The organism is Shewanella kaireitica (assembly GCF_023284045.1).
Classification (GTDB): domain Bacteria; phylum Pseudomonadota; class Gammaproteobacteria; order Enterobacterales; family Shewanellaceae; genus Shewanella; species Shewanella kaireitica.
Genome location: NZ_JAKIKQ010000007.1, coordinates 66,674 through 84,209, shown reverse-complemented (window position 1 = coordinate 84,209; position 17,536 = coordinate 66,674). Strand labels below are relative to the sequence as shown.

The 17,536-nt window shown below is 40.8% G+C and carries 19 protein-coding genes; 8 read left to right on the top strand and 11 right to left on the bottom strand.

Annotated features, from left to right (window positions below):
• Positions 1-4 precede the first annotated feature (4 nt).
• Together hppD and L2730_RS11155 are read right to left on the bottom strand one after the other, a co-directional pair.
• Entirely contained in the window at positions 5-1,045 is a 1,041-nt protein-coding gene (hppD, locus tag L2730_RS11160) for a 4-hydroxyphenylpyruvate dioxygenase (protein ID WP_248974668.1), read from the bottom strand.
• 62 nt (positions 1,046-1,107) lie between these two features.
• Entirely contained in the window at positions 1,108-2,268 is a 1,161-nt protein-coding gene (locus L2730_RS11155; protein ID WP_248974667.1) for a homogentisate 1,2-dioxygenase, read from the bottom strand.
• Between the two features lie 154 nt (positions 2,269-2,422).
• On the opposite strand from L2730_RS11155, the gene L2730_RS11150 reads away from it, so the two are divergent.
• The gene (locus L2730_RS11150; RefSeq protein ID WP_248974666.1) at positions 2,423-3,331 is read left to right on the top strand and encodes a LysR family transcriptional regulator; all 909 of its coding nucleotides are present in this window, start codon (positions 2,423-2,425) and stop codon (positions 3,329-3,331) included.
• Between the two features lie 272 nt (positions 3,332-3,603).
• On the opposite strand, the gene L2730_RS11145 is transcribed toward L2730_RS11150, so the two are convergent.
• Positions 3,604-3,957, bottom strand: coding sequence for a hypothetical protein (locus tag L2730_RS11145; protein ID WP_248974665.1), 354 nt, complete (start codon positions 3,955-3,957; stop codon positions 3,604-3,606).
• A gap of 369 nt (positions 3,958-4,326) precedes the next feature.
• On the opposite strand from L2730_RS11145, the gene L2730_RS11140 reads away from it, so the two are divergent.
• The gene (locus L2730_RS11140) at positions 4,327-4,686 is read left to right on the top strand and encodes a DUF6508 domain-containing protein (RefSeq protein ID WP_248974664.1); all 360 of its coding nucleotides are present in this window, start codon (positions 4,327-4,329) and stop codon (positions 4,684-4,686) included.
• A 76-nt stretch (positions 4,687-4,762) separates the two neighbouring features.
• On the opposite strand, the gene L2730_RS11135 is transcribed toward L2730_RS11140, so the two are convergent.
• On the bottom strand, positions 4,763-5,755 hold the full coding sequence (locus L2730_RS11135; RefSeq protein WP_248974663.1) for a cytochrome-c peroxidase: 993 nt from the start codon (positions 5,753-5,755) through the stop codon (positions 4,763-4,765).
• Positions 5,756-5,996: 241 nt separating this feature from the next.
• The gene (locus L2730_RS11130) at positions 5,997-6,224 is read right to left on the bottom strand and encodes a PGPGW domain-containing protein (protein ID WP_248974662.1); all 228 of its coding nucleotides are present in this window, start codon (positions 6,222-6,224) and stop codon (positions 5,997-5,999) included.
• Positions 6,225-6,623: 399 nt separating this feature from the next.
• On the opposite strand from L2730_RS11130, the gene L2730_RS11125 reads away from it, so the two are divergent.
• The 3 genes from L2730_RS11125 (at position 6,624) to L2730_RS11115 (ending at position 9,178) form a co-directional block, all read left to right on the top strand.
• Entirely contained in the window at positions 6,624-7,337 is a 714-nt protein-coding gene (locus tag L2730_RS11125; protein WP_248974661.1) for a substrate-binding periplasmic protein, read from the top strand.
• A gap of 81 nt (positions 7,338-7,418) precedes the next feature.
• Positions 7,419-8,417: a M14 family zinc carboxypeptidase gene (locus L2730_RS11120; protein ID WP_248974660.1), complete on the top strand. Its 999-nt coding sequence runs from the start codon at positions 7,419-7,421 to the stop codon at positions 8,415-8,417.
• Complete coding sequence (locus tag L2730_RS11115) at positions 8,417-9,178, top strand: alpha/beta fold hydrolase (protein ID WP_248974659.1); 762 nt, start codon at positions 8,417-8,419, stop codon at positions 9,176-9,178. The genes L2730_RS11120 and L2730_RS11115 overlap by 1 nt, the downstream gene beginning before the upstream one ends.
• Before the next feature lie 5 nt (positions 9,179-9,183).
• Here the strand turns inward: L2730_RS11115 and L2730_RS11110 are convergent, their stop codons facing one another.
• A complete protein-coding gene (locus L2730_RS11110) occupies positions 9,184-9,591 on the bottom strand; it encodes a YccF domain-containing protein (protein WP_248974658.1) in 408 nt (135 codons plus the stop codon).
• Positions 9,592-9,811: 220 nt separating this feature from the next.
• Here L2730_RS11110 and L2730_RS11105 point away from each other — a divergent pair, with 220 nt between their 5' ends.
• Entirely contained in the window at positions 9,812-10,735 is a 924-nt protein-coding gene (locus L2730_RS11105; protein ID WP_248974657.1) for a 1-aminocyclopropane-1-carboxylate deaminase/D-cysteine desulfhydrase, read from the top strand.
• Between the two features lie 226 nt (positions 10,736-10,961).
• Here L2730_RS11105 and L2730_RS11100 read toward each other — a convergent pair whose 3' ends face one another.
• On the bottom strand, positions 10,962-11,135 hold the full coding sequence (locus L2730_RS11100) for a hypothetical protein (protein WP_020912937.1): 174 nt from the start codon (positions 11,133-11,135) through the stop codon (positions 10,962-10,964).
• Positions 11,136-11,641: 506 nt separating this feature from the next.
• On the opposite strand from L2730_RS11100, the gene L2730_RS11095 reads away from it, so the two are divergent.
• Positions 11,642-13,252 carry a mechanosensitive ion channel family protein gene (locus L2730_RS11095; protein WP_248974656.1) on the top strand — a complete coding sequence of 537 codons (1,611 nt, stop codon included), beginning with the start codon at positions 11,642-11,644 and terminating at the stop codon, positions 13,250-13,252.
• A gap of 55 nt (positions 13,253-13,307) precedes the next feature.
• Here the strand turns inward: L2730_RS11095 and L2730_RS11090 are convergent, their stop codons facing one another.
• Positions 13,308-13,976 carry a ChrR family anti-sigma-E factor gene (locus L2730_RS11090; RefSeq protein ID WP_248974655.1) on the bottom strand — a complete coding sequence of 223 codons (669 nt, stop codon included), beginning with the start codon at positions 13,974-13,976 and terminating at the stop codon, positions 13,308-13,310.
• The gene (locus tag L2730_RS11085; RefSeq protein ID WP_248974654.1) at positions 13,969-14,613 is read right to left on the bottom strand and encodes a sigma-70 family RNA polymerase sigma factor; all 645 of its coding nucleotides are present in this window, start codon (positions 14,611-14,613) and stop codon (positions 13,969-13,971) included. The genes L2730_RS11090 and L2730_RS11085 overlap by 8 nt, the downstream gene beginning before the upstream one ends.
• 546 nt (positions 14,614-15,159) lie before the next feature.
• On the opposite strand from L2730_RS11085, the gene L2730_RS11080 reads away from it, so the two are divergent.
• The gene (locus L2730_RS11080) at positions 15,160-16,125 is read left to right on the top strand and encodes a chemotaxis protein CheV (protein ID WP_248974653.1); all 966 of its coding nucleotides are present in this window, start codon (positions 15,160-15,162) and stop codon (positions 16,123-16,125) included.
• Here L2730_RS11080 and L2730_RS11075 read toward each other — a convergent pair.
• Together L2730_RS11075 and L2730_RS11070 are read right to left on the bottom strand one after the other, a co-directional pair.
• A complete protein-coding gene (locus tag L2730_RS11075) occupies positions 16,122-16,769 on the bottom strand; it encodes a hypothetical protein (RefSeq protein WP_248974652.1) in 648 nt (215 codons plus the stop codon). The genes L2730_RS11080 and L2730_RS11075 overlap by 4 nt on opposite strands.
• A gap of 91 nt (positions 16,770-16,860) precedes the next feature.
• Entirely contained in the window at positions 16,861-17,220 is a 360-nt protein-coding gene (locus L2730_RS11070) for a DUF2750 domain-containing protein (protein WP_020912933.1), read from the bottom strand.
• Positions 17,221-17,536: the final 316 nt, after the last annotated feature.

The window sequence follows — 17,536 nt, the reverse complement described above, 5'->3', positions numbered from 1 at the left end:
CTGTTTAGAGCACACCACGGCGCTGCTGATCACGTTCAATAGACTCAAACAAAGCTTTGAAGTTACCTTCGCCAAAACCAAGATTGTTCTTACGTTGGATGATCTCAATAAAGATTGGGCCAAATAGATTCTTAGTAAAGATCTGTAGCAGATAACCCTCTTCGTCACCATCAACTAGAATTTGGTGGTGCTTAATGCGTTCACGATCTTCAGTCACCTGCGGTAACTTATCGAAAATAGTGTCGTAGTACTCAGGAATAATATCGAGGGTTTGGATTGATGATCCTTCCATAGCATCCAAAGAACCGACAATGTCGCGGCTTCTGAACGCTAAATGTTGTACACCTGGACCGTCATATTCACGTAAGTACTCATCAATTTGGTTTTTGTCATTACCTTTACCTTCATTGATTGGAATACAGAAGCTTCCATCTGGTGAGCGCAGAGCATATGACACAAGTGCTGTTTGAGAACCTTTAATGTCAAAATAACGAACTTCAGTGAAACCAAAGATATCTTTATAAAAGTTAGACCAATGTTCCATCGTGCCTTTGTAAACATTGTTTGTCAGGTGATCAACTTCAATAAAGCCTTTTTCTTGGGTGATAACTTGTTCGTCTAAATCTTCAAAGTCTGTGGCATAAATATTGTCATTCTCACCGAAGGTGTCGATGAAATAGATAAGGCTGTCACCGATACCGTATATGGCTGGGTATGGCATATCCTTTGCGTCTTCATCTGCAGGCTTTGCACCGCGAGCAACCGCGCCTTCAAAAGCAAACTGTGCATCTTCTACGCGCCAACCCATTGAACAAATTGCTGGGCCGTGGCTTTTGGCAAACTCTGCAGAAAAGCCTTTACGTTCGGTATTAAGCAGGAAATTAATATCATTCTGTTTGTAGTAGAGGATCTCTTTAGATTTGGATTTTTTCAGTAAAGAAAAACCAAAATCAATAAAAACCTGATGCATATAATCTTGCTCAGGAGTCGCGAACTCAGTAAATTCGATACCGAGTAAGCCAAGTGGGTTTTGTTCGCTTGCCATTGTTATATCCTTTATCAATTCTTAGTCGCCATTACGTTGATGGCTGTTGCTCTTGGTTAAGTTTAACTTTCAATCCAAGAACGGTTGTAGTCGATGCTCATGCAGTTCTTTACATGTTCAGTCAATTTGAGTGGGGCGAATGTATCAACCATCACTGCGTATTCGTAGGTTTCTGTTTTGCCTATTGAGGCTTCAGTTTTGCCAGGTTGTGGTCCGTGTGGTACACCTTTTTGATGCAGAGTCATATAACCCGCTTCGATACCTGTGCGGCTCATAAAGTCACCGTCGACGTAGTAAAGCACCTCATCGCTATCGATATTGGAGTGGTAATAAGGCGCTGGGATCGATTGTGGGTGGAAATCATAAGGGCGCGGTACAAAGTTACAGATCACGAAGTTATGTGCTGTAAACACTAAGTGGTCAGAAGGTGGAAGGTGGATCTTACCGACCTTAGGGGCATATTCTTGAATATTGAACGCCCATGGATAGACACAACCATCCCAACCGACTAAATCAAACGGGTGCCACTCTAAAGCGGTTAGCTGATACTTATCACCAAATTTACACACTAATGAGAAGTTACCTTTCTCAACAACAGCATCTTGCAAAACCGGCGTGCGTATATCTCGCTCGCAGTAAGGCGCTGACTCAAGCATCTGCCCATATTCATTTCGAAAGTGTTTCGGAACCTCAACCATGGTCGAAGACTCGATGACAAACAGGCGAGCTGCCTTATAGTCATCAAATTTAAGTTGGTAGGTAGTCCCTCTTGGAATGATGAGATAATCCCATTTCTTAACTGCTAGGGCACCGTACTCACTGAGTAACGTCCCTTCGCCTTCGTGAACAAAAAGTACTTCATCCGCATAAGCGTTACGATAAAACTCGTCGGTATCTTCAGTCACTTTAGCGGTGTACATCGCCACGTCGTTATTGAAGAAAATCTTATTGCGGGCACTAAAGAAGTTACCTTGGCAATCAGCTTGTTTAGTATCTAGCTTATAATTTTGTACTAAAGAGTCTTGCCAGTCTGCACCATGGCTTAAGCTATAAGGCGCAACTTCTAATGCCTTTGTTGGCATGTTGTGGTGATACTTATTCGAATAGATATTGGAAAAGCCATGGGTCGAGAACAGCTCTTCACGATAAAGCTCCCCATTGTCTTTTTTGAATGTGATATGACGCTTGGTAGGGATCTCTCCCTGCTTCACATAAAATGGCATACTGGCTTTCCTTTCTGTGTGCGTTCGCACTTATTCTAATAATGTGATCTTGTTATCAATTTAGTTGCTAACAACAGCAAAAAAAAGAATAATAATTAACCTAACTCCATCTGTTTTTTAGATGGTATGTTTATGTTTACGTTAGGAGAGCAATATGCGCATTGATGTTGATGCATTTAAGGTGCTGCAAGTGCTAGTAGAAGAGGGCAGTTTTGCTAAGGCTGCAGAGCGATTACATAAAGCGCAGTCAGCGGTAAGCTATCAGGTTAAAAAACTTGAACAGCACTTAGGTGTAAAGCTTTTCTGTCGGGATCAATACCGCGCTGAATTAACACCTGAAGGTAAAGTTATCTTGGCTGAAGGGCAAAGATTGCTGCAGTACCTAACAAATATTGAACATTTAGCGAGCAGGTTTAGTGAAGGCTGGGAGCCTAAACTTGAGTTGGTGGTTGACGGTGCATTACCTATGAAGCCGATTATGCGCGCCCTGAAAAGAATGGCTGAACAACAGATCCCAACAAAAGTGCAACTCAATATGGAGTTCTTAGGAGGAGTTCAGGAGCGTTTTGAGCGTGACAGTGCTGATCTAATGTTGGTGAAAGATTATCGAACGGGTCCAAATTATCGACCACAGCCTTTGCCTAAAATCACCAGTATATTGGTTACCGGCGCTAATCATCCATTAGCCAGTGAGAAAAGTATTAGTCTTTTTGAATTGCAACGTCATGTTGAGCTCACCATTGAGGACTCTTCACCTGAAAAACTGCACCGAGATGAATTGCAATTTGGTGGTGATAAAGTTTTCTACTTGTCTGGTTTTATCATGAAAAAAAATGCGCTTTTAATGGGATTAGGCTTCGGTTGGATGCCCGATTTTTTGATTACTGACGAGCTTGATAATGGTCAATTAATTGAAGTTGATTTTAGTGGTGGTAACCGTTTTAGTTTCACTCCTCAGCTGGTATCGACGATGGAGCGTCCGTTAGGTAGAGCTGGGCGCTTATTTACCGAATTGATTATGGAAGAGTTTGCAGCGGAAGATATGACAAAGTTAGTTGAGTAATTTTAATTGCCCTTGTCCTCTTCCCGATCGACTTAAAGATCCTAGATTCATTTAGGCGAGGCATTGATTGCCACTAATGGATGCCCCTCGGCAAAATCAATAACACCGAGTTTTACTAAACGCAGCCTATCATAGTAGGCTCGGTGCCAGCCCACTTCGTTGTTGCACTGACTTAAAAGGGAATCACCGTTTCTACGTCGATACATCTAGCGTTTAACTGGCAAAAGGCCTTTAAAATGAGTATCGACATGTATAGCAGTATAGACAAGTAGCTAGTTATCTTTGACCAGAATATCAATAATCTCGCGGGTTTTATTATTGACCTTAATTGGCACATCATCAATGTCTATGACAACATTTCCATTAGAGTCGATAGGCGATGTGACTCTACCTCGAGAGAATAGCTCGTCACTTAGTCTGTCGCCTCGCGTTAGCTTTTTTTGCCAGCCAGGCGGTAATGGCTCTCCTCGGTCAACTTTCTTTTGCAGGCCATAGGGTAGTGTTTGCTGCTTGTTTTTACCTTTTTGTTTGTCACTTTTATCATGTTTGTCAGATCCATACACAGAGCTGCTGCTGATGACTAATGCGAGTAGTACAAATACAATCCTGTTGATTTTTAACTTCATAGTACGCTCACCGCTGTTATTCATTACGACTAAGTATAGTCAATGCAGATTGCATTGGCATTTTGCAAACAAGGATCAAAAGTCATGTGACTGGTGAGGAATCACCTGTATATATAGAAGGGAACCGTGGCCCATATTATTAAAATTCGCAAGTTTTTAGCTTGGTGTAATGGGCTGAGATAACTCTTTTCAGCCTGTTTTATAAGCACTTAACGGTGACTTCTTGTTGTTAAGTTTGCGTTCAGTTTACATCAATTAGAATAACCTCATTGAAAACTGGTATGCCTTATGCAGATATCAATTATCTACATAAATAGTCTTCTCTATATTAAAGAGCAGCATATGGCCAGTTCTAAACGGAGGTATAGTATGAACAACTCAACAATACAGAGCCACGCAGCTGGTCTATATAAAGAGTATGCTCAAGATCTTGTTATTGGTAATCATTTTGTTTCAGACAAGCGTTTACAAGAGTTTGTTGCCGATCTAGACCGTGATGGATTATTGCTTGAAACATTTAAATGGGATGAGTGGTACAACAATAGCTATATGGTTGACCGTCCTGAATATATAGCAGACGCCACACTATATGAGTGTCAGCTGTTAGTCACAGCGATGTCTCGCTTAGACAGGTTTAGTCCTGGTGTACTCAGTAATATGCGTCAACAAGGTGTATTAAACGCCATTGTAGAGCGTTTTAGAGTGTTATCGTTTCAGCCCGCGATGTAAATTAGGTTGAAATTTAGAATATAGAAAAGCCGCATTATGCGGCTTTTCTGCTTTTAAGCTTTAATTATTGGCGAGATTAATCAGCAAAAGGCACTGGGCGAGGTGTCTCTGCAGTCGATGGCGGCAGAATTGGCAGTACAATTTGTGGTTGTTCACCGGTCAAGGAATTCAAAAACGACACCATTTGTTTTGTTTCTGTTTCTGTTAATGCCTGACCCAACTGGATATCAGCCATGGTGTTTACGGCTTCAGCCAATTCCCAAACACTACCATCGTGGAAGTACGGGTAAGTGAGTTCAATATTTCTGAGTGTTGGCACTTTAAATACAAACTTGTCGGCTTCTTTTCCGGTAACCCCTTTTCGTCCTTCAGCAGGGTTATTAGTGTGGAAAGGTTTAACAAGCCCCATCTTCATATACATGGTGCCACCAACTGCTGGGCCGTTATGACAGCTTACACAACCTTTGTCTTTAAATAGTTGGTAGCCTGCTTTTGCATCGGCATCGATAGCATTTTTATCACCGAGTAAAAATTTATCGAATGGGGCATTAGGGGTGACGAGTGTCTTTTCAAATTCTGCAATGGCATCAGTGATCTCTTCAATTGTAATGCCATCGTTTTGGTAAACCTGCGCAAATCTGGCTTGGTAAGCTGGCATGGAACGAATAGTATCTACCGCCAGTTCGTGGCTGAAACCCATCTCTTTAGGGTTAGCGATAGGGCCGCCAGCTTGCTCTTTAAGATCTTTCGCTCTTCCGTCCCAAAACTGGGCTAAGCCATACTCAGCATTTAATACTGTTGGAGAGTTTATTGGTCCTTGTTGCCAGTTATGTCCGATTGAAGTTGGTAAAGCATCAACGCCACCAAGTGAAAGGTTATGGCATGAGTTACAAGAGATGAACCCAGACTTTGAAAGTCTAGGTTCAAAAAATAGCATTTTACCAAGCTCTACTTTTTCTGGGTTGGTGATGACTGCAGCGGGTATTATCTCGATAGGTTCGCTTGTAGCAAATGCAGTTGCAGAAAAAACTGTGGTCATGGCGATGGTAAGAATTGTCAATTTGGTCATGGTGCGCCCCTATAAACTTACTTAATGTATGGTTATTTGTGGGGCTATATTAAGTTATTATTTTTATTGAAGATAATTCTTTGAATCGATTGAGACTATCGCTAGTTTGGATTGATTTAATGGGATCTTAGTCGCAGTAGAAATCAATTTTGCTTGCTAGGGTGAGCGGTCTCTGTTGCAGAGTGTAACGTTTGTCTCTAGAGCCTATTACGCGAAACACAGCGAGATAACATATGGGTTATTATCGTTTCAGTCTACGCAGTAATATCTTTCTATCAAGCCATCGAGCTGTGCTGCTCATATGGTTTTGACTTTTTTTAAGCCAATGCTTAGCCCAAGTGTATTCTAAGCTTAACACTGCTAAACCTATCGGTAGCAATAACCAAGCTGGACCTGGCAATATGATTAGGGCTGCGCCTGTTAATGTTAGTAATCCACCAACGACAGTTATCAGTGTTTTCTTTAGCATTAGATCCTCCCTTTACTTTGTTAATGATGGCTTTTGCATATTAAACTGCACTACAACTGCGGTTTAGAATGTTAATTGTACTTATTGAGTATATGCCCATTTTCCTTTCAAAGGTAAAAGCAACTGTAACAATTCCTGTTTACGATCTCATCTCAATATTAGATGCAAACAATAGTGAATCGTTAACGTTACAACGCCTAATCTCTTGCTCTGATTTTTGCAGTCCAAAGCCCGAATCTTGGTTATATCGCTATGATTGACTAGAATCTTTGATAGGTTCGCTAATGTTAATCCTGTTAGCTAGACGGTGAAAGAGGCTCATTAAGTGACATGTGTAGTTATGTTTTTAATATTATTCAACGATTAACTGCTGCATTTAGCAAAGGGCGAAAGCTATTTATGTTTCTGATGTTAAGCAGTACATCGTCAGTATGTTATGCCGATACGTTGTATTTAACTTCTTTGCATTGGCCACCTTATGCTGGCAGTCAGTTGAAGAATGAAGGCGCGAGTATTGCGATAGCTCGTGCGGCATTAGAAGCTGTCGGGCATAAGGTTCAGGTCGATTTCTATCCTTGGAGCCGTGCTGTGAGAATGGCATCGAGAGATGATTCAAAATATTCCGGATATTTACCTGAATATGCGTATCCAACAGAAAAGTTTATCTTTTCAGGTTCGATGGGTAGCAGCCCTCTAGGGTTAGTCGAGCAAAAGCGCCATCCGATTAGTTGGTCAAACCAGAGCGATCTAAATCAATATACCATTGGCGTTGTTCAGGGATACGTCAACACCGAGCAACTCGATAACATGATTGCTCAAGGTGTACAGCCAGCTGAAGCGGTGGCGTCTGATATTCATAATATAAAAAAAGTGGTTTCAGGTCGCATTGATGCAGCTGTCATAGATGCCCATGTACTGGGTTATCTACTTGGTCAAGCTGATATGAAGTCAGTCGCCAGCCGAGTGCAACTCAATAAGCGTATTTTAACCCATAAAGAACTTTATATCGCCTTTAAAAACAATGCTGAAGGCAAAAAATGGCGTGACCTTTTCAATCAAGGACTAGACAAAATTGACGTGGACAAAATACTGAAAGAAAACATGGCTCAATAGTTTTGTCATCTATTTGACCTCACTTTGTCTTATTCGTCGCTTACTTTATTCTCTTAACCCCATCCACACTGCTATTTAATCATGCAAGTTGTGCCTACAGAGTTACAAACACTATTGGAATTGATTGAGCGTTATCCACAGCTACATGCTAGGACTTTGGCTGAGGTCGAGTTCAAAAGCCATCGCTATCCAGTTATTAGTGCTGAAGTGGGGGCAAAAGGATGTGACGTTCCCTGTATACTATTTGTTGGAGGCGTGCATGGCGTTGAGGTAATTGGCATTCAGGTAATAATGGCGTTGCTTGAAAGTATTCTATCTAGGCTTGAATGGGACAGTCAGTTACAGCAGTTGTTAACCAAAATTAAACTCGCTTTTGTACCAATTGTTAATCCTGTCGGGTTACTAAACGGTACACGCTGCAATGGACAGCGGGTGGACTTAATGCGAAATGCTCCCATAGAGGCGGAGACAAAGGTTACATTTCTTGTTGGTGGGCAAAAACTTTCATCTCATTTGCCTTGGTATAGGGGGCATCAAGGTGTCGAGCAAGAAACGCAGGCTTTGATCCAATATGTTGAACAGCTTAAGACTAATAGCTCTAGCCTTATATCCTTAGATGCCCATTCAGGCTTTGGTATGACCGATCACATATGGTTTCCGTTTGCAGGCTCTAGTAAGCCGGTATCGAGTGTAGGGCTGATTTATTATTTAGAGCAGCTATATCAATCCAGTTACCCGTACCATAACCACTACAGTTTTTCGCCGCAAAGCTTAATATATCGAACGCATGGAGATATTTGGGATTATCTTGCAACTCCAAAAGATGATAAGCCCTTTTTGCCATTAACATTAGAGATGGGCTCTTGGAACTGGGTAAAGAAAAATCCAAGGCAAATGTTTAATTTTGCGGGATTTTTCAATCCACAAAAGCAGCATCGACAGCTAAGGGCATTACGCAAACATACTGTTTTGATGCATTTTTTAATGGACTTAGCTGCAAGTCGAGAGTTGGAGAATATGAATTTAGAATTGTTATTAAAACAGAATAATGCAGCATTAAATCGATGGTATCAGTGCTGATGGATAGACATCCTGACAATAAAAATCCTAAGTGGATACTTGTGCGTGGTTTGATGCGTGATAAACGCCATTGGCATGATTTCATTGAGTCTTTATCTGCTGAGGTAATGGCTTTCAACGTAGATGTCGTTGCAATGGATAGCTTAGGTAACGGTGTGTTTAGTCATGAGAAAAGTCCATTAACCATTACGACATATGCTCGTGCATTATTGGAGCAATTGGAGGGCAATGATAACAATATAATAGGGCTTTCTATGGGGGGAATGATAGCCATTGAAATGGCGCGTTTATCGCCAGATAAAGTCAGTAAAGTAGTGGTTATTAATACAAGTGCCGCCAACTTATCACCTTGGTTTCGACGCTTTAATATTTATGCCGTCATAGATGCATATAGGACCCGTAATAGAGATAGTGGACTCGACTGGTCTGAAGCGACAGCACTTAAAATATCCAGTGAACACCTAGGTGCTAACTTAGCGATAGCAAAAAAATGGACTAAATTGAGGCAGGAAAACCGCGTTCGACTGCACAATGCCGTTCGTCAACTATGGGCGTGTGCGTGTTTTAAGTGTTGTGATAGCTTGCAACAACCTATCTTTGTGTTTAGTGGTGTTTTAGACAAGTTGGTTTCACCTGATTGCAGTCAATCTATAGCAGATCATTATCGATGTCAGCTTATTGAGTTTGATAATGCTGGGCATGATATCAGCTTAGATAGTTCAGCTGCGCTAATCGAGCAGCTGAAGAAGGTGTTGTTATGACAGCCCTAAGCTTTCGCAACCACGGTTTGACCTATAGGGGTTAAGCTTAAAATAGCCAGCTTTAAATGCTGTAGTGCAAACGGGATCCCTATGATGGTAATTGCACAAGCAAAGGCATGCATAATGTGACCAATGGCCAGCCAGATCCCAAACAGCAAGAACCAAACAATATTGCCGATGGTACCAAATGCGCCAGTGCCTAGATCTTCCATGCCCGTGTGAGTTCGGCGATTAACAGAGTCTTGGCCAAATGGCCAAAATGTCATCTCACCAATCACGAAACAGGCTCTGCCGAAAGGGATGCCGATAATACTGATGAAACACAGTAAGCCTGCAAACCACCAAGCAAGACCCATTACAAAGCCGCCTAAAATAAACCATGCTATGTTAAACACTAAGCGCAATACTGCCATTTAAGATCCCTCAAAATAAAATTTAGTCATCAATCTCGATGACCCAACTTACAATAATGCCATTATCATGCCATATTTTAAGTTGTTGTTTTATCGTTGTTTAGGGCTATTTTGAATGATTAGGATTAATCAAAACCACTAAAAAGTGGTATTTTGCACCGCTATAGCCTGAACTCGATACTGTTAAGGGTTACAATTACCCTTCCATGGTTTAACGAGAATGCCTGTGTTAATCAACACACCAATAGATAGTATCGAATATAACGGAAGTCGTATTTTTGTTAAGAGAGATGATCTGTTACATAAAGAGTTTTCTGGAAACAAAGCACGGAAATTTGCCTACTTTTTGAAGCATGACTTCCCAAATGTTTCACGACTCATTGGCTACGGCTCTCCAGTGGCGAATTCTCTCTATTCAATGTCCGCTCTTGCAAAACTGAACGGCTGGCAACTTGATTTCTATACTGACCATATAGCGGCACAAGTGCTGAATTCTGAAAAGGGCAATTATGTGGAGGCGATAGCAAACGGTGCAAATGTTATTGATTTATCGCTAGTTGATGACAGGCAAAATCGAAGTTGTGGTGAATATATAGAGCAAGTGGTGCTCCCTGCTGACAAGCAAGCACTGTTTGTGCCTGAAGGTGGTCGCTGTCTTTACGCTAGGGAAGGGGTACATCAACTGGCTAAAGAGATAAGTGACTGGTTTTCAGTGAGTAAATTGACAGCGTTAACTGTCTTTTTACCGTCTGGTACAGGTACAACAGCTGTTTTTCTTAATGAGTACTTTGTACTTTATGCCCCCGATATTTCGGTCAAAACCTGCGCCTGTGTTGGTGATGAAGTTTATTTATCCCAGCAGTTTTCTGAGTTAATCACAGATGTTTCGTTTCATCCCGAAATTGTGAAAACAGACAAAAAATATCACTTTGGAAAACTGTATCGAGAGTTTTATCAGATTTGGCAAAAAGTTTCCGAGCAAGGGATAGAGTTTGAACTGTTGTATGATCCAAAAGGGTGGATGTGTGTAGAAAAGCTGTTAGCAGATGCCGCGGACACTAATATACTTTATATTCATCAAGGTGGTTTATTGGGAAATGCGACCATGTTACCGCGTTACCAGCGTAAGTATCCTACCACTTAATGCATTGGTACTAGTGCGTTGATAATTTATGTTTTATGGTGATTTTAGATTGAGGGGTGGGTATCCACTTGGTTAGGCTTTTTACCTGAGCAGAGGTAAAGCCTGAACCAAATGAAGTTAACTAAATAGCTGAATATGTTTCAGTCCTATTCGTTTGCCTATGAAGACAAACTATCGATACGAGTGAGAGGAAATGTATCGAAAAGTCGGTACTACAGATTTAAACTTACTTACTTGAAGACAATAACCAGTTCATAAATTTAAGCGCTTCAGTACGCTTTGAAAAAGTCTGTCTATTTTTACCTTGACTGTCAGTAAAGGCGATTGATGATTTGTTGACAGAAATTGAGTCTACTGGAAAGTTAACGGTAATTTCATGTCCATTTACTAGGTATGACATATGGTCACACTCCTTTTTATTAATGCTACCAATATTGGTAGTGTTTTATAACGATAGAATATCCTTAGCATTTTCGCGAAAGATGAATTTAAGTTCCATTCGAGATTACTCATCTTTTTATGCTTATACAAGTGGCTTGGTACGCAGTATTGTTAACGAATATGTCGTTAAGATCACAAGTACTGAACTATTTTCAAGCTACAACGAAGTAAAACATAAAGTTATGACAGTAAAATGACTGCCGATTAAGATGATCGAACCTGTTGTGATAACGCTTATGTGGGGATCAAACGACGAATCGTGGACTTTACAGAAGGCGGTGAAAGTATATCAAAAAAGGGTATATCTCTAAAACTGAGCGGATTATATCCAGTTAACACAACTTGTCAACACAATTAATTAAAATCGTATAGGAAATATAGTTAATTATTAAGTGTTAACAATGCGTTAAATCATGCTAAGTTTAATGTAGCTTCTAAGTTGTTGGCTTTTAAAGGGGTCTATTAATGACAAGGATTATTTTTTATTTGGGACTGATATTGCTAGCGAGTAATATTTCTGTTGCATCTGCGGTTACAACAGGGCTTGCTAGTGCTGTTAAACCGAATGTAGAGTCGTCAGATGAGCCGAATAGCACGAGTGTTAAAACCAGTAGTTATGACTATAAAGATAGTTTGTTTAGAGACACTCCGAGAGGAACGATAGAGGGGTTCTTTGAAGCGACATTTGAGCAGAATTTCGATAAAGCAGCTAAGTATTTAGATCTACGCTATTTGCCCGATGGAATGTCAAAGGAGCTTGGGCCTGAATACGCAAAGCAATTAGTGGCGATTATTGAGCGTAATATTTGGGTCAACCTTGAAGAGATCAGTGATTTACCTAGTGGTGCAAGTGACGACCAATTGCCAAATTATCGCGACGCATTTGGCCGGGTAGAAGTTAAAGGCAATCAAATTACACTTTTGTTGCAAAAAGTCCCCGATAAGCAACTTGGTAATATCTGGAAAATCTCCAATGCAACAGTCGCCAAAGTACCAATGTTGTATAGCGAGCTCGGCTATGGTCCCATTGTTGAGTGGTATGTTCAAAATATTCCTCAAGGGCACCTTTTTAAACTGAACTTGTGGGAATGGGCACTGCTCATTAGCTACCTTATTCTGGCATTACTGGTTGTTATTCCTCTGACTTGGCTTGCAAAAAAACTCATTCTTCGCAGCGAGTATCAATATAAAGCTGATTTAGCTCATTTAGTTGTCGGGCCTTCTCGATTGTTATTAGCGTTATTGCTAGACCGTGCTTGGATGGCTAACACCACGCTTTCGGCAAATGTTATGGCGGTCGTTAACACTGGGTTTCTTTTGGTTATTGCAATTATCTGGTTTATTTGGAGTTTGACCGACGTATTGCAAAACAGTTTACGCTTACGTTGGATTAATCAAGGCAAGAGCCAAACGGCATCGCTGTTACGACCGTTAGCTAATTTTATAAGGGTGATTCTCGTCGCTCTGACTATCTTGATCTGGCTTGAACACCTGGGCTTTGATGCATCAACGATACTTGCTGGTTTAGGTATTGGTGGCGTAGCGATTGCCTTGGCGTCTAAACAGTCGATTGAAAACTTTATTGGTACCATAACCTTATACTCTTCAGCGCCAATAAGAGTAGGCGATGTGGGGCGGTTCAGTACCATTACCGGCACGGTTGAAGAGATTGGCCTTCGCTGTACACGTATTCGAACCATTGATAGAACCGTGATCAATGTGCCTAATGCGCGTTTATCTGAGATGGATATAGAAAACATATCAGAACGAGAGAAAATCCGTTTTAAAACCGATATTAGGTTGGATTATAAAACTAATACCGAGCAGTTACATGGGATTATAGACGATATAAAGAGCTTACTTGTAAAGCATGACAAAGTGGATGAAACACCATTAAGGGTGACTTTTAAGGGGTTTGGTTTACATGGGCTGCAACTAAATGTTTTTGCCTATATTGGTACAACGGATTTTGCAGAGTTCCAATTGGTGTCAGAAGAACTTCATTTTGGAATTATGAATACAGTGGTTAAGCATGGTTCGCGTATTGTACCAGTGGTTCCTATTGCACCAGAATAAAGCAGATGAGTAATAAAAAGGCCGCTATTAGCGGCCTTATTTCATTTTAAGCTGACTAATAAATTAGCTCACCAATTGGATTCAAAAGCTTGCTAATTCCTTTGGTGAAATGCAATGGTGCATCAACCACTGTATAGCAAAGACAACCCTCTTTAGTTTTTGGTGAATGCTGGTGTTCGCCATCGAGTACAATAAAATCACCAGGGCCGTAGCGGTTAAATTCATCTTCAAAATGGCCTTCAAGCAGTAAGGTTACCTCTGTGCCTTGGTGAGTATGTTCTGGTATTTCTCCGCCAGCATCAATGTGCAGTAAACTGGCTCTTGAAGGGCTTTTTTCAGTATCAAGTCGCATTCGACTAATTTTTCCTATACCGCTCCAGGTCTGGTCAGTTTGTTGTCTGAAGGCTGTAGGTAAACTAAATTCATGCCCTTTGACTGAAACAATGGCGTGTTGCGGAAGTCGCTGCTTAGCGGTTGATGTCGGGGTAAGCTGCATTATAGAAGCCAGCATATCGTCTAAATCAATACTCGTTTCAAATTCCTCTGCGGAGTGATCCGTTTTAGATAAAGCAACATCTGCTTGAAGTTGAGTCATGTCAGCAAGTGTTTGCTGGCACTGCTGGCAGAGTTCACAATGCGCAGATACAGCCGTTGCCATAGCAAGATTGAGGTTACCCTTAGCATGTTCGAGCAACATGTCGTTATTTGGATGGTAATTAATCATGATGTTTCTCCAAAATACTTCTAAGTTTGACCAAACCTAATCTTAACCTTGATTTTACAGTGCCTAACGGAACATTTAGCTTGCTTGCGAGCTCCTGTTGGCTTAACTCTTGAAGGTAAATGCCTCGCACTACCTGCTGTTGTAAAGGAGGAAGTTCCGCAACATGATGCATAAGCTTGTTGGTGAGTATGTGATCTTCTGGTTCGTTTTCTTCAACTGTTTCAAAGATGGGCCAGATGTCATCACTAACCGTATCCTCTTTGTTATGCTGGACTTTTCGTAACATATCAAAGCAACGGTTACGCATTATAGTAAACACCCAAGTGGTCACGGCACCTTTGTCTGCATCAAAAAGATGTGCTTTGGTCCAAACCGCGGTCATGGTCTCTTGCACAAGATCCATGGCTAACCCCTGAGTAGATAGCCTTTGATTGCCAAATGCTAATATTTTTGGCGCAAAGAAACTAAATAGTTCGGCGTAGTCTCGTTTGCAACGTGTATGTGCCACGTTAACGAGTTTCTCTTTGAGTTGCAGTGCTTGTAGATCTGAGTTTGATTCTTCCATATAAGGCTTTTTGAAAGGAACATACCTCTTAGCATAACGACTTTGGGAACTTTGTGATTGAATATTTTGCATTATTTTCACTCTGCCTATCAATGTCGCCAAAATATTTCTATTGGCTCTTGTTTACCACTACGCAGGTTGAATTAAATTGGATCACCTATATCCGCTTTACTTGAAGGATTTCGTTTCAGAGGCATTGTGTCAGTTCAATACTAGGCGTTTTAGCGTAGGAATGATTATTCCCGTTTAAGTGAGTAAAACAACGAAGTGGGCAGCTATAAAGCTTTTCTATGATGGGCTGCTTTTTAATATAAGATCATGGGCTTTACTCAGTGTTATTGATTTTACCAAGGGAATGACCATTAGTGGCAATCAACGCCTCGCCTATATGAATGTCGGTGCTTGGGTTCACCTTGTAGCAATGAACCTGTGATTAAAATCCCACTGAATCCAGCATATTCAGTCCGTGGCACGATTATTTTGTCATTGAGATCAATGTTTCTTGCGAAACTTGTAATCTTGAATAAAATCTGTGCATTAAAGTTATTTTTGACCTAGTTATCTTATGGCGTATATCGTTATAATCGCAGCTCTAATGGTACTTTAGGTGGAAACATCATGACGCAAATGCTTGCAAGTGTAGATCAACGTACAAAACTGGTTGGTGAAAACCGACTGGAACTGTTGTTGTTCAGAATCAGTGTGACCCAGCTATTTGCGATTAATGTTTTTAAAGTTAAGGAAGTGGTTAGAGTACCACCTTTAACTGCAATGCCTGGCAGTCATCCAAGTATTATTGGTGTTGCGAATCTTCGTGGTCTAGCAATTCCAGTCATTGATCTTCGTAAAGCAATTGGTTTCAGGCCTTCGGCAGTGTATGAGCAGAGTAATCTCATTATTACTGAGTACAATCGCTCAGTTCAGGGGTTTTTAGTTGATAAAGTCGAGCACATAGTCAATTTAACTTGGAGCGATATTTTACCTCCGCCTAAAACCGTTGGCCGTAATAATTATCTCACTGCGATAACCCGAATTGAATATCAAGATAAGCAAGAGCTTGTTTCCATTATTGACGTAGAAAAGGTGTTGGCAGAAATTATTCAATACGATATCAAGTTATCCGATGGAGTATTAGACGAGAAACTGCTGCCATTAATGCAAGGCAGAAAGGTGCTTATCGCAGATGACTCTGCTACTGCTAGACGTCAAGTGAGAGAAACGCTTGAACAACTTGGACTGGAAGTCATAGAGGTGTCCGATGGGTTAATGGCACTTAATCAGTTACAACAATGGTGCGACAGCGGTATAAATGTTTCGGAACATATTATTATGCTGATCACAGATGCTGAAATGCCAGAAATGGATGGCTATAAGCTGACTCATGAGATCCGTAAAGACAAACGTATGAGTGATCTTTACATCACTTTAAACACTTCTCTAAGTGGCAGTTTTAACAATGCGATGGTTGAGAAAGTAGGCTGTGACCGGTTTATTTCTAAGTTTCAGCCGGATTTACTGGTTGAAGTTGTGCAAGATAAATTGCGCCAGTCAGAGGCTCTGCTGACGCAAACATTGAACTGCTAATCCTGATGCTCTAGTTTTAAATCATTGATAACCTGCCGCTTAAGCTCGGAAGTGGCAGCGATATTAATTTGTGCAACACGAATAGCAAACCCAAAGCGTTGTTTACCGACAATACTAATAATATCTTCTAAAAAGCGTTTATCGAGCACAAATTGCTTAGCGTAGAATTTGATAGCTTGGGTGACAGAGCTATAGTTAACACCGTCAAAACTAAAGTCTGTATTGTAACCAAAGTCGTCAATAGTGACCCCATTAAGGCTTAACGGCCAAGCAGGGTAGTTGACTCTATCTCTGGCAATCTCATACATCATCCAAGCGCTTTTCTTAAATCCACCAAAAACTTTATCCTCAAATTCTGACTCTTCAAGTTCTTGCTGAGTCCAATTAACCCCAATGGCGAGATGTTTCTCATAAATACGCATCAGCTCATCTTTAACTGCCATTTTACAGTCCCAGATAGACGTTAACTTGTGCTGTTTTGCAATTTTGAAACACTCTTTACAGGCTGGAACCATCAATGATGGGTGAGGAGTGTAATGCTCTTTAGTGTAACTAAGCTCCATAGAGCTAGGTTCACCGCAAAACCAGCATTGATGCCTGCAATCAAAGGGGATATCGATTAACGGCGCTTGTTCAAACAACATGTTTCACCTACTCAATTCGGCATTTAAAAAAAGCGCTTAATCTTGACGATTAGCGCTTACTGTTGAGCAACTCTGGATGTTGTTGTGAAGTCTATTCTTCTTCAACGTTTACCAGTGACGTTGCCAGTACAATTGGATCGACTTCAAGGCACTCTTGCTCTGCTACCCAATCAAGACCAACCAGTACACCATCATCATTTAAATCACCAACCCAATACTCTAAAAACTCTTCTAGAGTAATAGCGACGGCGCTGTAAGCCTGCCATTCGTCAGTACAATGGCTTTTTGCTTGCGCTTCTTCAGACCATAAAGGCATCACATCTGTGGCTTCGAACTCAGATGAGTCACAAACAACCCAACCTTCACCTGTTTCATCTTGCAGGCCCCAAACGACTTGGTGCTGCTTTACATTGTTGATAAAGCTTTCTAAAGCTGGAGTCATTTCAGTCATGATTAATCTCTTTTGGTAAATGAAAGATATCGATTATCTCTATTGGCAGTAGTCTGCAACTGCGGATAACATTTGGCAAGTCATTTAACTGCTTTCGATTGTTTAACCGTGTATTTGATGACTAAGCAGTATGTGCTTAGCAGGTAAATTGAGCAGTCAAACGAAACTCGCTAATTTACTGCTATAACAGTCTCAATTTAGTCTATATTAGTCGACAGTGATGGCATTTTATCCGTTAATCGATCTAAGGTTTTCTTGTATCGGTTTAATGAATTATAAATCATCTATAAAGTCGTTTTTTTAAGGTAAGATTAAT